This is a genomic window from Enterococcus ureilyticus (genome assembly GCF_001730315.1).
Lineage (GTDB): Bacteria > Bacillota > Bacilli > Lactobacillales > Enterococcaceae > Enterococcus_L > Enterococcus_L ureilyticus.
The window spans coordinates 74,788-89,864 of the sequence record NZ_MIKC01000040.1 but is presented as its reverse complement, the minus strand read 5'-3'; the positions used below and the strand labels follow the sequence as shown (position 1 = coordinate 89,864).

At 34.3% G+C, this 15,077-nt stretch carries 13 protein-coding genes; 5 read left to right on the top strand and 8 right to left on the bottom strand.

The window, feature by feature from the left end:
* Window positions 1-9 precede the first annotated feature (9 nt).
* A complete protein-coding gene (locus BCR24_RS14045) occupies window positions 10-600 on the bottom strand; it encodes a GDSL-type esterase/lipase family protein (protein ID WP_010766269.1) in 591 nt (196 codons plus the stop codon).
* Window positions 601-758: 158 nt separating this feature from the next.
* Between BCR24_RS14045 and coaA the strand changes: the two genes are divergently transcribed.
* Window positions 759-1,682: a type I pantothenate kinase gene (gene coaA, locus BCR24_RS14040; protein ID WP_069641246.1), complete on the top strand. Its 924-nt coding sequence runs from the start codon at window positions 759-761 to the stop codon at window positions 1,680-1,682.
* Window positions 1,683-1,943: 261 nt separating this feature from the next.
* Window positions 1,944-3,500 carry a glutamine-hydrolyzing GMP synthase gene (guaA, locus tag BCR24_RS14035; protein ID WP_069641143.1) on the top strand — a complete coding sequence of 519 codons (1,557 nt, stop codon included), beginning with the start codon at window positions 1,944-1,946 and terminating at the stop codon, window positions 3,498-3,500.
* Window positions 3,501-3,689: 189 nt separating this feature from the next.
* On the opposite strand, the gene BCR24_RS17200 is transcribed toward guaA, so the two are convergent.
* The 5 genes from BCR24_RS17200 to BCR24_RS14010 form a co-directional block, all read right to left on the bottom strand.
* Complete coding sequence (locus BCR24_RS17200) at window positions 3,690-4,079, bottom strand: hypothetical protein (protein ID WP_069641142.1); 390 nt, start codon at window positions 4,077-4,079, stop codon at window positions 3,690-3,692.
* A 220-nt stretch (window positions 4,080-4,299) separates the two neighbouring features.
* On the bottom strand, window positions 4,300-5,340 hold the full coding sequence (locus tag BCR24_RS14025) for a DGQHR domain-containing protein (RefSeq protein ID WP_069641141.1): 1,041 nt from the start codon (window positions 5,338-5,340) through the stop codon (window positions 4,300-4,302).
* Window positions 5,337-5,945 (bottom strand): hypothetical protein, encoded by a 609-nt coding sequence (locus BCR24_RS14020; RefSeq protein WP_069641140.1) that lies wholly within the window; start codon window positions 5,943-5,945, stop codon window positions 5,337-5,339. The genes BCR24_RS14025 and BCR24_RS14020 overlap by 4 nt, the downstream gene beginning before the upstream one ends.
* A 160-nt stretch (window positions 5,946-6,105) precedes the next feature.
* Entirely contained in the window at window positions 6,106-7,509 is a 1,404-nt protein-coding gene (dcm, locus tag BCR24_RS14015) for a DNA (cytosine-5-)-methyltransferase (protein ID WP_083244421.1), read from the bottom strand.
* A gap of 2 nt (window positions 7,510-7,511) precedes the next feature.
* A complete protein-coding gene (locus BCR24_RS14010; protein ID WP_069641138.1) occupies window positions 7,512-7,718 on the bottom strand; it encodes a helix-turn-helix domain-containing protein in 207 nt (68 codons plus the stop codon).
* Window positions 7,719-7,849: 131 nt separating this feature from the next.
* On the opposite strand from BCR24_RS14010, the gene BCR24_RS14005 reads away from it, so the two are divergent.
* Window positions 7,850-9,517, top strand: a complete 1,668-nt coding sequence (locus tag BCR24_RS14005; protein ID WP_069641137.1) for a Sau3AI family type II restriction endonuclease — start codon at window positions 7,850-7,852, stop codon at window positions 9,515-9,517.
* A 29-nt stretch (window positions 9,518-9,546) separates the two neighbouring features.
* Here the strand turns inward: BCR24_RS14005 and BCR24_RS14000 are convergent, their stop codons facing one another.
* The gene (locus BCR24_RS14000) at window positions 9,547-10,140 is read right to left on the bottom strand and encodes an antirestriction protein ArdA (protein WP_069641136.1); all 594 of its coding nucleotides are present in this window, start codon (window positions 10,138-10,140) and stop codon (window positions 9,547-9,549) included.
* 377 nt (window positions 10,141-10,517) lie between these two features.
* On the bottom strand, window positions 10,518-10,847 hold the full coding sequence (locus BCR24_RS13995; protein WP_069641135.1) for a helix-turn-helix domain-containing protein: 330 nt from the start codon (window positions 10,845-10,847) through the stop codon (window positions 10,518-10,520).
* 184 nt (window positions 10,848-11,031) lie between these two features.
* Between BCR24_RS13995 and BCR24_RS13990 the strand changes: the two genes are divergently transcribed.
* On the top strand, window positions 11,032-13,872 hold the full coding sequence (locus tag BCR24_RS13990; RefSeq protein WP_069641134.1) for a LysM peptidoglycan-binding domain-containing protein: 2,841 nt from the start codon (window positions 11,032-11,034) through the stop codon (window positions 13,870-13,872).
* A gap of 70 nt (window positions 13,873-13,942) precedes the next feature.
* Window positions 13,943-15,040 (top strand): hypothetical protein, encoded by a 1,098-nt coding sequence (locus tag BCR24_RS13985; protein WP_069641133.1) that lies wholly within the window; start codon window positions 13,943-13,945, stop codon window positions 15,038-15,040.
* Window positions 15,041-15,077 lie beyond the last annotated feature (37 nt).

Here is a 15,077-nt window from a genome sequence, read left to right as displayed (position 1 = left end):
TTCTTCTTCCTAACTATTTTCTTTTGTCATCAGTCTACCTTTTATTTCGCGAACAATCAAGGCAGCGAGTAAGTCATAACCCGTTTTAGAAAAATGGAGTCCGTCTGCTTGTAAAAATTCATCTGTGCCAGGGTAAACCACCATTGCTTTGTATAAATCGATGACAGGAATCTCATATTTAGCACCGATCACTTTTACTCGTTCGACATATTCACGAATCCGATCATCAGCACGTGTTGGTTTTCTAGCGCAATCTACATAAGGCGGTGTGAGTAAAATCACTTTTTCTTTGCCGATTTTAGTAATCATTGTTTCGATGTTTTCTGCGTATTTTTCTAACGGCACTAGATTGTCGCTATTCGTATCATTCGCGCCGAAAAAGATCGTTACGATATCCGCTTGTTCAGCTACAACTTCTTTGTCCAAACGGTTCATTGCAGCTTGCGTGGTATCTCCCGGCATGCCAGCATTTACGATTATCACCTCTTCATAATTTTGAGCTGCTAGATCTTCTGTAATCAAGTTTTGTAAAATAGGCGTGATGGCTTCCTCGCCATATCCTGCTGTGATACTATCTCCAAATAAAACGATTTTTTTCATTACGTATTTTCCTTTCTCAACTCGTTTTCTTTATTTATCATACCATTGAAAAGGCCGTTTTGCTGAGGCAAAGAATTATTTCAGGAATTGGTGTTAGGTCTAGCTAAATTGTGTTAAAATAGGAGCAGAAATAAATGTTGGCTTTGGTGGAGGAACCGATGGACGATAAAATGAATTATTACCCCATTTCACGGAAGGAATGGCAGGGCTTCTATCATAACGGCAAAGCGCCGCTGACAGAAGAAGAATTAGAAGATATCAAAGGCTTCAATGATCAAATTTCATTGCAGGATGTGCAGGACATTTATGTGCCACTGACCCATCTGATTCATTTATATATGAAAGAATTTGAGTCTTTAACTGTTAGCAAAGGGCTATTTTTGCATGAATATGTACCTGTTCCGCCTTTTATCATCGGGATTGCTGGTAGTGTGGCTGTTGGGAAAAGTACCACCGCTCGCTTACTGCAGCTGATTTTATCCAGAACCTTTAAACGCCGCAATGTCCAACTGATTACGACGGATGGCTTTTTGTATCCGAATAAAGTATTGGAAGAAAAGGGCATTATGGATCGTAAAGGATTTCCAGAGAGCTATGACATGGAAAAATTGATCGACTTTTTAAACCAAGTCAAAAATAGCCAAGAAGAAATCAAAGCACCACTTTATTCTCATAGTGTGTATGATATTATCGAAGGCGAATATGAAGTGATCCAACAACCAGATATTCTGATCGTTGAAGGAATCAACACACTACAATTACCTGCCAATCAGCAAATTTACGTCAGCGACTTCTTTGACTTCTCCGTCTTTGTAGATGCAGAACCGAAGTTGATTGAAAAATGGTACCTTGAACGTTTTGGTGCCTTACTCGATACAGCTTTTCTTGATCCAGATAATTACTATTATCAATATGCGATCGGCAATCGTGACGATGCCTTTGCGATGGCAAAAGAAGTTTGGAAAACGGTGAATTTGAAAAACTTAGAGGAATATATCTTGCCAACTCGAGGCAGAGCGGATATCATACTTCATAAGACTGAAAATCATATTATTGATGAGATATTTATGCGTAAATATTAAAATCAATTTCGCTAAGCTTCAAACACCTGCTACTATTCCCACTCAACAGTAGCAACACTTAATTTGATTCTAAAGGGGTCAGAATTTTCCTAACGGAAAATTCTCCATAAACGGTGTAAAAAAAGCAGGTTCTTCGGCAATTTCCTAAATCATATACAATCCAAAAAACGGATTCCACATGATTTAGTCCAATTGCTCGAACTTAAACGCTTTTTTTACAACCTCTTTTTAGATAAATCTAAATGGATAGGGGTAATAAATGTGACCAATGTTGCCGATTTGACAACTGTCGAAAAAATTATTGTTTTAGACTTTGGTAGTCAATATAACCAATTGATTACTCGACGTATTCGTGAATTTGGCGTGTTCTCAGAGTTATTGAGCCACCGAATCACAGCGGATGAAATCCGTGCCATGGCACCAAAGGGAATTATTTTCTCTGGTGGCCCAAATAGTGTTTATGATGAAAATGCGTTTAGTATCGATCCTGAAATTTATGAATTAGGCATTCCAATTTTAGGGATTTGTTACGGTATGCAACTAATGATGCATAATTTAGGCGGAAAAGTTGAGCCTGCTGGCAACCGTGAATACGGCAAGTCAGAGCTATCACTTTTGATTCCTGATTCACCTATTTTTAAAGGAACACCTGAGAAACAAATCGCTTGGATGAGTCATGGTGACCTAGTCGCTGCGATCCCTGATAGCTTTGAAACAGTGGCAACTAGCGCAGATTGTCCGTTTGCAGCAGTTGAAGATACCGCTCGCAACCTTTACGGTGTACAATTCCATCCAGAAGTTCGTCATTCTGAATATGGGAATGACTTATTACGTCACTTTACTTTTGATATTTGTCATTGCGAAGGCGACTGGACAATGGGCAACTTCATCGAAATGGAAATCAACAAAATCCGTGAACAAGTCGGCGATAAAAAAGTGCTTCTTGGCCTTTCAGGCGGCGTAGATTCAAGCGTTGTTGGTGTGCTTTTACAAAAAGCCATCGGCGATCAATTAACTTGTATCTTTGTGGATCATGGTTTATTGCGCAAAGGTGAAGCAGAACAAGTAATGGATAGTTTAGGCGGAAAATTCGGCTTAAACATTATTAAAGTAGATGCAAAAGAACGTTTCTTAGATAAATTAGCTGGTATTTCTGATCCAGAGAAAAAACGTAAAATCATTGGGAATGAATTCGTTTATCTTTTCGATGATGAAGCGACAAAACTTGATGGCATCGACTTCCTAGCACAAGGTACCCTTTATACAGATATCGTAGAAAGCGGAACTGAAACGGCGCAAACAATCAAATCTCACCATAACGTGGGCGGATTGCCAGAAGATATGCAATTTGAATTGATTGAACCGTTGAATACGTTGTTTAAAGATGAAGTTCGTGCTTTAGGAATCGAATTAGGCATGCCAGAAGCGCTAGTTTGGCGCCAACCATTCCCTGGTCCTGGTTTAGGGATTCGTGTGCTTGGTGAAATTACTGAAGAAAAATTAGAAATCGTGCGTGATTCTGATGCGATTTTACGTGAAGAGATTGCCAATGCTGGTTTAGATCGTGATATTTGGCAGTACTTTACTGTGTTACCTGGCATCCGTAGTGTGGGTGTGATGGGTGATGGCCGTACGTATGATTATACGGTTGGGATTCGTGCCGTGACTTCGATTGATGGGATGACGGCTGATTTTGCGAGAATTCCTTGGGATGTGTTGCAGAAGATTTCTGTGAGGATCGTGAATGAAGTGGATCATGTGAATCGGATTGTTTATGATATTACGAGTAAGCCACCTGCTACTGTGGAGTGGGAATAAAGAGCCAACATAATAAGGATGGGGAATGCCGATAAATCAACGTTTTTCAACTTATGAAATGCTTGGTTTTCATTGAAAATGATATGGTTCCCTACCATTTTCCCTACCAAAAACCCCTGTCAGGATAACGCTTGACAGGGGTTTATTTTTTATGAGCCTACTTTTTATAGCATCCTCAAATTGTTTTCTTTATCTAGCTCTAATATTTTCAAAACACAAGATATACCCTGCAAAATCTCCCCAGCGTTTTCTATCTTCTGACGAGCCAAGTTTTTCTGTCCAACTAGTATCAAGTTCTAATTGCTCAGCTAGCTTATGGAATGCCTTTAGATTGATCATAAAGGTATTGTGATAGCTAGTTCTTAATTTATCCTTTTCCTGTTTTTCTTCCCTAGAAAAATAATTCCAGTTAGTTCTCATATTAGAATACACTATAGCTGAATCTATGACTTCTTTCCATAGCTCATGTAAATATTCATCTTTGCATTCTAGTATATTAAAAATAGCGTTGTAAATCTCCAATGCTTCTTCGAAAGACATTGAGTCGTTTTTTTGCAAGTAGATATTATAATCAAACATTCAACCAAATCCTTTTGTATTGTAATTTAAGCGTACAATCATTTAAAAGTGATATTAGAATTCTATTTTACAACAATTAGTAACATTAGGACTCTGGATATAGGCTTTAATTAGTTGTACTAATTAGTATAATCAATAAATTTCTAGGTAACTTCAAAATTTCACCTTCCACCTTATTTTATATTCATACATAAAAAACAATTTTTTATGCACAATAATCTTATTTAAGATACTTTTTAAAATCTTTATAAAGAACACTTGCACCACCATAGCTAGAACCGTAATATTCACTTGTAATTTTATGATCAAATCCAGAAGCAATTTTTTGCATCATCTCATCAAAGAAAGAACTATTTAGTGTCCCTTTCTCTTTACCTAAAATAAAGAGATCACGTTGAAGTAAATCAACCAACGCTTTATGTCCAATAGCTTTGGGGAGTAATGAATTTTTATCGATCCAATCTTCAGGAAAAGCTTTTTCTACACTACTAAAATAATTTAACAAAATTTTGTATATTATTGGATCTTTTTCTTGCTGATAGTACTCATAAAATATACCTTTCTCTTTAAAACAAGGTAATAGCGGTGTAATAAAAGAGCTTTGAGTAAGTGGAGCAAAATCTTGTTTTTCAGATTTTGTTCCTAACATTTTAATTCTATTAAAAAAAGGTGAGGCTTTATCTTCACTGAAACTTTGAGCAAGGGTATGACAAGTTTTTTCGACACTTCTACCTGGCATAATTTCAAATAATTGATAAATTATTGACATAGGAACTTTCACCTGATTTCCATTTATTGTAATGAATATCATTGCATCTTGATATGGCTCTGTGTCTAAACAAATTACTACAGGTAAGTTTAAAGTATTAAATGCTTTAGATTTTTTTATGCCTAATAATCTGTGCTGTCCATCTATAATAGAAAATTGTTTAGCTGCCTCTTTCTTAAATGTCATATTACCACTATCAGAATCAATGTTTATAAGTTTGCTATTCCCAGACAAAATGATTGGTGTAGGAAAAATAGCATCTGATGTTTCCGCATATTCTGAAATAGCATTAGTTCTTTTGATATTTTCATCTCTTTGAATTTTTTTGTCTATCCGGAGTTCTTTTTCATCATAATCTTTTTCTGATAATCTATTTACCTTCGATAATGCATCAATTTCAGCTGCTCTTAAAACGCCCATATACATAGTACCAGAAGGTTGCTGGAATTCTAAAAACTTTGACTTAATTTTAGTCACATCAATTTCCTTCATAATTTTATATCCCCATCTCTACTTACTTCTTTTCCTGCTTTAACACTATTTTTAGACGTATTCATTTCGTTCTCAAAACTATTATATTTTTCAGGAGAACACTCTTCTTTAAAAAAATTGAATTTATAAATTAGAAATGCATTACAGAAATAAATGATACTAGTCACTACTAGTATCAAATTATTCATTCCACTAATAACTGAAATCGAATAAATTATTCCTAATGAAGATAGAGAAATGAAAAAAAGAAGTAGGAATATCAACTCCATATATTCTTTATTGTTATTTTTTTTAGAGGCTTCAGATGTTTCTCCGGTTGACGGAAGCCTTTTTTCAATATAGAAATTTGATATTATTCCTGCGATATTTGAGATTCCAATAGTTATTAAACTTCCTTTTATGAAAAAATCAGAAATATTCTCTATTAATCCAGAAATATCTTCTTGAAAAACCTTAACAAAAATAAGAAATAAAAGACTTATAAAAGACAATAGCATCATTGCTACAGTTTTTAATAGAGCATGTTTTCTCATTTGATTTCTTACTTCGTCATCTAATTCCTTTAACTTATTACCTGTTTTCAAATCATTTGAATTAGCTACCATTTCAACTCTCACTTTCCTCAGCTTTATAAAAATTGATGTACTAGGACTATTGTCTCATACTCGTATGTCGAAATCTATTTTTTTATAATTCTCAATCAAACATAAAAAATAGAACTAGTACTTTCTATAAGAAGAACTAGTTCGTATGCTTCATTTTAAATTATTCATCAATTTTTGCTAACTCAATACCAATCCTTTTTACAATACCTGTAACTAAAGCATTGCCCATAAAGAAGTATCTCATTCTATCTGAAACCTCAGATATTTCCTTTGTTTTTTCATTTTTTTTATACCTTGTCCAATCGATTGGGAAATCTTGCAATAATTCTGTCTCATTGGGTGTGAGCAGACGGTATTTATTGTTTTCAAATAGAAGATGAGTAGACCTGTTAATCGATGATTCACTAGTCAACATTGTTCTAGCAGGTAAATCAAAATTATCATATGGGGACATAGCTCCCTCTGAATAGAAATATTCACTACCATCTGGCCGTGTCCTTAGAATTTTTTTAGAACCTCTAAGCTGCTTAAATTTCTCTAATTTATTTCCATCTGAAATAACATATTTTTTAACGTAATTTTTATATTCTTTCAGACCAGTGTTGTAGTCCTCATATCTATGGATAAAATCTTGTTTAGCTTCTTCAACTATCTCGCCTAAAGTTATAGGCTGTTCGATTAAAGGAGTTGTATCAGCAGTAAAATATCTTCCATGGCGCATGATACCAGTATTCCAAACAGTACCAACAAAATTATCTGAAATATTTAAGATATATTCATTATAGTCAATATTTTCTCCTAAATAATGACTAGAATGTCTAGGACGCTTTCCGTCATACCTCATTTCTTTCTCGACCGGAAATTGTCTTGCAAAAAGACCTTCATTAAAAATATATTCATCGTATTGTTTACAATTAATTACCACATCCTTTAAAGTTCCTTCTTCTAATTTTTCAGTTTCATATTTATCATCTATTTTCTTAGCCCAAGGAGTGTCATTCTTATAAACAAAGAAGAATACTCTTCTACGACGTTGAGCCCTTCCATATTCTGCAGCGTTAATTATTCTCCATTCCACTGAATAACCTAATTTATTAAATGCTCCTAACATAATTGCAAAATCTCTCCCTCGTTGAGTAGATGGAGACTTTAATAAACGATCAACATTTTCTAAAACCAAGTACTTTGGTTGAATCGTTTTGATAGCTCGAATAATTTCCCAGAATAGAACCCCTTTTTTTCCTGCAATACCTTGTTCGTGTTTTAAAGAACGAGCAACTGAATAATCTTGACATGGAAATCCGCCCACAATCATATTTACTCCGTTGCTCTTCATTTCTTCGAACTTGCTTTCAGGAATAGTCATAACATCATCTGATATATGTTTTATATCTGGAAATTTGTATATACCTACCTCATACGCATCTTGTGACTTCTTGCTAGGCTCAAATTGATTAGAATACATTGTATTAAATACTTCTTTTTTTATAGCTTTATTAGCATTATTTAGACCAACAATAAATCCACCTACGCCATCAAACATTGAAAATATATTTAAACTCATTATTACACCTTATCTCTCTTTAAAATTTGATTAAAGTCTTCTATCTCAAGAGCATCTATAAGCATCTCTAAGTGTTTCAAATTAACAGTGCTTCTAACGCCCCTACACATCTCTGATACAGTTGTTGGACGAAGACCAGAGATTTCACAAAGTTCTTTTTGATTCATCTCTTTTTCTTTTAGTATCTCATTAATTTTTAAGCGTATCATACTTTACACCTCTATTATGGTTTATGGAATTACGATATTCTTTGCTGATTATAACCTATTGTTTTAATTTTGCCAAGGACTTGATATACTATAGTTAATGATTATGTGAGAATATTTAAGGGGAGATTGAAATGAATGATATTTATGATACAAAAGAAAAGGTCCATGAACGAGCCTTAGAAGCTGTTGGAAAAACTTTAGGTGAAATTGATGTAAATGACTCAAAAAACGTTAACAATAAGTCCTACCCCGGAAATGTTATTGAACAAGTTTGGTATAACCACCCAGCTGATAATTTAGCAGAACCAGATTTTGCAGAGGCCGGTGTAGAGCTAAAAGTTACACCCATAGATAAACAAACCAAAAGTAGAAATGAAAAAAAAGTAACTCGATTAATTGCAGGTGAAAGGCTAGTTCTAAACAAGATAAATTATCGAAATGAATATCAGAAATCTTTTGAAGAAAGTTCTTTTTGGCACAAAAATAAGCTAATTGAATTAATCCAATATTATAGAAGAGATACGAAAGATAAGAAAAAAATTTCAGACAAAGAACTAATTGAGGATAAAAAGAAATTTAAAATAGCTTTTGCAACGTTGTTGTCTATGGTTAAGTTAGATGATTTTGCTCTACCAAAAGACACAGTAATTGAAATCTCAGATAAAGACTTTGAAATAATAAGACAAGATTGGAAAAAAATTTCTTCAATGATTGATGCCAGCAAAGCAGAAGAATTGTCTGAAGGAATGACTAATTACTTGGGGGCTTGCACAAAATCTGCAACCGGATCCGAATACACTACACAAGTTGGGAGTGATATCAAGCCTAAACCACGTGCATATTCTTTTAAAACTAAGTTTATAAATGAGCTAATTAATAATCAAATTATTGGAGATAATCATGAGAAATCCATTAATAGCATAGTTAAAGATACCCATGAATTGAAGAATAAATCTCTAGAAGATATTATTATTTCTCGATTCACGCCATTTTACCCAACTACAAAAAAAAAGTGGAGTCAAGAAGATTTAATGAATACATTGAGTATACAAACAAACGAAACTAGTCAGAAAAACTTGAATAATATGATTATTCGAAAAATACTCGATTTACCTGCTTCAAAAGACGAAGTAACTTCAGAAGAAATTGAAAAAGCTGATTTTAAGCTTAAAACCGTGACCCTAAGAAATGGACTACCCAAGGAACATTTTAAATTTCAAGGTATACCTTCTTTTGTAGAGTTAGTGACAGAAAATTGGGAAGAATCAAATGTAGCAGATTTTTTAGATAAAACAAAATTTTTGCTCTTGGTGTTCAATGATTTAAACAATAAAAAAGCTGGTCAGAGTACTTATGAAACCAATCCCAAAAAAATATTTTTTGTAGGTGCGAAATTTTGGAATATGCCTGTCTCAGATATTTACGGGCCTTGCAGATTAGTCTGGGAAGAAGATGTTTCGAAATTAAAACATGGAATAGAATTAACATATACAAAAAGCTCCACTGGAAAAGTTAAAGTATTGAACAATTTCATTAAACCTTCCATAGAAAATATTTTACACATTAGACCGGATGCTTCTGTAGCACAATATAATAAACCCTATTACAAAATAGTAGAAAAGAACGGTAAAAAAAAGAAAATGCTTATGAACAATTCTCGTAAGTTACCCCACCCCGCAAAATGGATACATCGACCAGAATATGAAAAAAATACGTATTCAGATGATTACATGGCTAAGCAAGCATGGTGGTTAAGCAAAGACTATATTTTTGAACAAATACAAGATTTGGTAAATTGAATCATAAACTTATAAAAGATGATAGCTTTTTAACTGTCATCTTTTATATACATATAATTGGACATAATATAATACTTTGTTATAAACTCTCCACTCATCCCAAAATCATAGTTCCTCCCAATAGCTTCATGATCTATATAATTCGCCAAATGCTCAGGAATATCATAATATCCCAAATCTACCAAAGCATATCCCAACTTCTCGTAATCGCTCACTCCAGTATCATCTAATTCAATAATAGTTACCTCAGCATCTCTATTTTCCGCAATCACCCGAACAACTTCATCTGGATAACTCATATATTCTTCTAAACTATCATACCTTTCTGCTAAAGACTGAGGAAAATCATACTCTCCAACAGAAAATGGCACATCATAATCAGTAATAAAATACTCTTCATACGAATAACCAAATTCATCCACAAACTCATTTCCCACACAAATCGTTTGATAAGCTTGTGCCAAGTCTTCCTCATCAAATGGAAAGTGTAAATACACACCCAACAAAAATCCTTCATTATAAGCTTTCAAATTAGTTAGATATATCCAATGCTCACTATCTCCACCAACTCTTTTACCGTCTTGCTCCATCATCATTTCTTCCGTTACTTTTACTAATTCCATCTTATTCTTCCTCTCTTTTGTCTTTTTGACCATCCATTTTGTTTCGAGCTGAGGCGCAGGTTGTTAGGATGCAATCCTGACGATTTTCTCTTCTCTTTTAGTTTTCAAAGTTTATGTATCAACTTTCAATGAAATGGATGGTTCATTTTGCTCTTCGCTTTCGGCGCAATTGACACAGCAATTTTTTTGATTGATGGAAAGGACGAAGTATTCGAAGGCTCGCCTGATTCCTTGTAGGCAATCAAACAAAATTGCTAAATTACATCGTCCGAACTCGAAAGGGCAGAATGGAACATGATAGAAAGACATAAGGTTGGAAAAGTAAAACACATAAAAAAAGAAGCTTGCGTATGCAAACTTCTATCAACTCATCGTCTTTAATTGTTTTTGTTTTTCTCAATATCTAAAATGCTATCAATGACATCTAAAATCTCGTCTTGCTGAGAAGATAAAGATAACTTATTCATGATTCTTGTTTTCTTATCTGCTGTTTCTATATTGAAAGAGAAAAAAGTAGGATAATCAATTTCCAAGGCTGAAATTATCTTATCAAGCGTTTTTAATTGTAAATTACTACTAACGCCTCGTTCCACCCGACCTAGGAAATTTGAATTAATATCTGCCTTTTGTGCTAGCATTTCCTGAGACATGCCTTTACTGATGCGAATCTCTCTGATTCTTTTTGACACTTCACTATCAAGCTGCATTGGATTCACCTCTAATGTTAAATTTGTCTTCCTCTTAACTAAGATTAAACTGTTTCTGCTCAAAATATCACATCTCAAAAGTACGATTAACTATTATTTATAGTTCTTAAAAGTACGTAAACGTGATATAATAGTACTTGTTCAGAAAAAATAGAGTAAATATTAAAAGGAGAGTGAGTATTTTATGAAAAATACGAAGAACAAGAACATAGTTAATGCAACTGAACAAAAATACCGCGCTAAGATGGTAAAAGGAAAGAAAGGCTGGCTGATTAAGGGAATGCTATTTTCTACCTTATTATTTGGTGGAGCATTCTTAGTAGAGTCAGAAACTGTACAAGCTGCTGAGTGGCAAGTTAATTCAGTGGAAACAATCAAAGCAACTCTAAAAGAAAATCAATCATCCTATACATTTGTGGAAGGAGATACCTTCTATAATATTGCGCTCGCTGTGAACGTAAAATGGGAAAACCTAATGACCGCTAATGGATTTGAGTTAGGCTCTCAATACTCTGTACCTGTTGGAACAACGATTTCTTTTGACGGCTCAAAAATGACTGTAACTAATGCAGCAGGAGACGTTATTGGCGAAACACAACTTAACAACAAGGATAAAGTTGATCCAACACAGCCATTTGCTGGACAAGCAACAACAAATCAACCTGCTAAAACCAATACAGGTACTAACAATAAACCCAATGCTTCTCTTCCAATAACTAAACCTTCAACGCCATCAAAAAATCCTACAGCAGATAAAGAAGAGGCTGAATCTCAATTAGAAGAAGCTGAAAAGGATAAGGAACAGGTTGAAAAAGAGAAAGAGCAAGTTGAAAAAGAACTGGCAGCTCTTAATGGAAGCAATAACGGTACTTTATTAGATTTACAAGCGAAACGTAATGACTTGGAACAAAAAGTGGAAGAGGCACAAACAGCCTATGATCTTCAATTAGCTGCTGTAACAAATACAGAAGCTAAAGTAGCTGAGGCTACAACAGCTCAAGGTGTTGCTCAAACAGCCCTAGAAATTGCACAAACGACACTTGCAACTGCTCAAGCAAATGCAGATGCTGCTCAGAATCGTGTAAATGATGTACAAGCACAAATGGATGCTTTAACAGAACAAGCAACCACTGCAAATGATGCAGCAGCTCAAGCAAAACTAGCTGCGTTGCAATTAGAAATGGATGCTGCACAAGCGAATTTAACAGCCTATCAAAATGAATTAAATATAGCCACTGATAACTTGGCAACTGCTCAAACTAACTACGATACAGCAACAACACAATTAACAACTGTAGAAGCTGAACTTGCCACAGCACGAGCGAATGTAGAAGCTGCTCAAGCAGCTTTAGTAACAGCTGAAACAGAACTAAATAGCTTGCCTGAAACGGTGACAGCTTCAACAGTAGCAGAAGCAAAAAAACTTCAAAAACAATTAGCTGATTTTGAAGCACGTCTCAAAGAATTAGATACACAAATTACGACATTAAAAGATAAAATTGAACAGCTGGATCAGCAAATTGCACAACTAGATCAACAAGCCGACCAAAGCAAAAAAGATTTTGAAGAGATTAAAGACTCCGCCAATAATGTTGTAGAAAATTTACCAGATGAAACACCAGTAACCAATGCAAACAATACAGCGAATAACACAGAGAAGGAATTTCCAGAAATAAATAATGGTGGTACAACAACGCCATCTAATGAAGATAAATACGTGACGGTGAACGTTGATGAAGCTAGAAACATACTAACTGACTTAACAGGCTATGTAAAAGTATCAGAATCAGAAGCGGTTAAAACAGTTGAAACCTTACCAAATGGGAATACAATAACCACATATACAACAACCGTTACTTACCATAAAACGATCAACACAGATAAATCCGTAACCTATCATATTGATGAGGTAGGAAATCCAATTGATGAAGCAGATTTAGTTAATTATGTTGAACTAAGTCGAGATAATAGCGTAACAGTTGAAACCTTGCCTAATGGTGACACTGTAACGACTCAAATTACAACGATTGTTTATCGTAAAACGAACAATACAGATAAGCATGTGACGATTACGATTGATGAAGCTGGCAACTTTATTACTGATTTAACTGGTTACACAAAGGTTTCCGAATCAGAAGCCATTAAGACAGTAGAGACGTTACCTAATGGTGATACAGTGACAACCTATACAACGACGATCACTTATCACAAAAACGTAAATACAGATAAACATGTAACCATCAATGTAGACGAATCTGGAAAAGTTCTCACTGACTTAACAGATTATGAAAAAATATCAGAATCAACACCAGTAAAATCAGTTGAAACGCTACCTAACGGAGATACTGTAACAACTTACACTACTACTGTGACGTATAAGAAAAAAACTACTCCAACTGATCCAATTATTGATAATATTTTATCTTCTACTGATCAAAAAATTACTGATATAAAAAATCAAGTAAGTAAAGATGATACAGCCGTTTCACTTGAACAAGCTCGTGAATTAACGGATGCTGAATTGACCGCTAAAGTTGCAGAAGAATTTGCAAAAATGGTTCAAGCAGAACAAGCGAATTACAACTACAATCAAACGAATCTAACGACTGATGATAAAGTCGGTGATCGCACCTCTTCTCGTGCAGTCGAGGTAATGTACAATTTCGACCACGCTAGACCAGAAAACGATTTGGAAGATGGCACATACAAATTATCTTATAATACAGGCGATACACAGATGGCGAACACAACAGAAAATATTTCTCAGTCTACAATTTCAGCATCTAAAGTGAATGGCGATTCAAGCGAGTTAGCCAAGCTAATTGCACAAGCAATGTTCCAACAATACATTGAAGAAGAACGTGCTGCGTATCTAGCTGGAAATACATCGGCTGCCATGCACTATTCTAATATTGCTGCAAAAGGATATACTGACATGTCAGTTGGTGTATTTGTAGTGAAAAAAGGTAATAGCTACGTTGTATCAACAACCGTTGTTACTGGTAATCACTCAACAGCAAGATAATACTCGTTTCTAGGTGGCAGTTATTTGTCACCTAGTATTTTATGCTTAATCTTATAAAGGTGGTTTCAATATGAAAAAATATACCTCACTAGTTACGATACTTATTTGTATCTTTCTATTAAGCGCTTGTTCAACAAAAAATACGGTAAAAGAAAATAATGAACAATCTACAACAACAAAGAAAGATGATGCAGAAGAAAGAAAATTATTAACTGTTGAAAATTCAATTATTGATAATAAAGAGCTCCAAATTTGGTATGAAGTCGATTCAGATGATCTTGATAACGCAAAAGATGCTAGTGTCTATCATTTATATTTAATCAAAAATAATGAAATTGCTTCATTAATATTAGATTATCCTATAGACTATGACCACACCAACCCAGAACATGAAAATGCACAAGAAAAGAAGCCTCTTACATTAGGTGAAATATCAAAGTTAGAAAAAACAGATACCATCATGAAAGAAGTGGAACAGCGTTATAAAAATAACGGTGATACAGGCTATGGTAAAAATGAAGTATTTAATTTCTATCCTCTTACCTATGCAACTGAAACAGATGGTACAGGAAATAATGTAGAGGAAATTATCTTATCCTATACAAACAAGGAACAGAAAAAGGATAAATTAACGTTTTATAAGCCTACTAGTGGACAAGTAGTTTATGATAATATTTTCATTGGATATTGGAACCACGTTTCTTCATTTGAAAATGGTAAAGAATACACTCGCCAAGCCTTGAAATTAGAAACAAATAAACATGCTTTATTTGTCTGGGATGAACCTGATTTTGGACAACTGGAATCTAAGGATTCAAAAGAACCTACAAATAAAAAAGAAACAGCTCAAATACCCGATTTAAAACCTGTTACAATCGCTGCATTAGTTGCTCAAAAAGTTTGGCCTGCCGCAACATCCATGCCAGTAATTGGCTATACAAATAATGGTGATGATTATGTTGTCAATCAAGGAGAGTCTCCATATTCGATACAGTTTCAAGTAAAAGGCGATCAAATCTTAATTTTACCTGAATCAAAAGAATCGCCTAATACTGAATACTCACTTGTTGAACTAGTGAATGAATTTTACTCTGATTCTTCGTCTAAAGAAATGGCTAATTTATTAACACAACAAATGTCACAAACGAATTATGAAAGTAGTCAGTAAATTTGAGTATAAGCAAAAAACGCACGACTTTAAACAA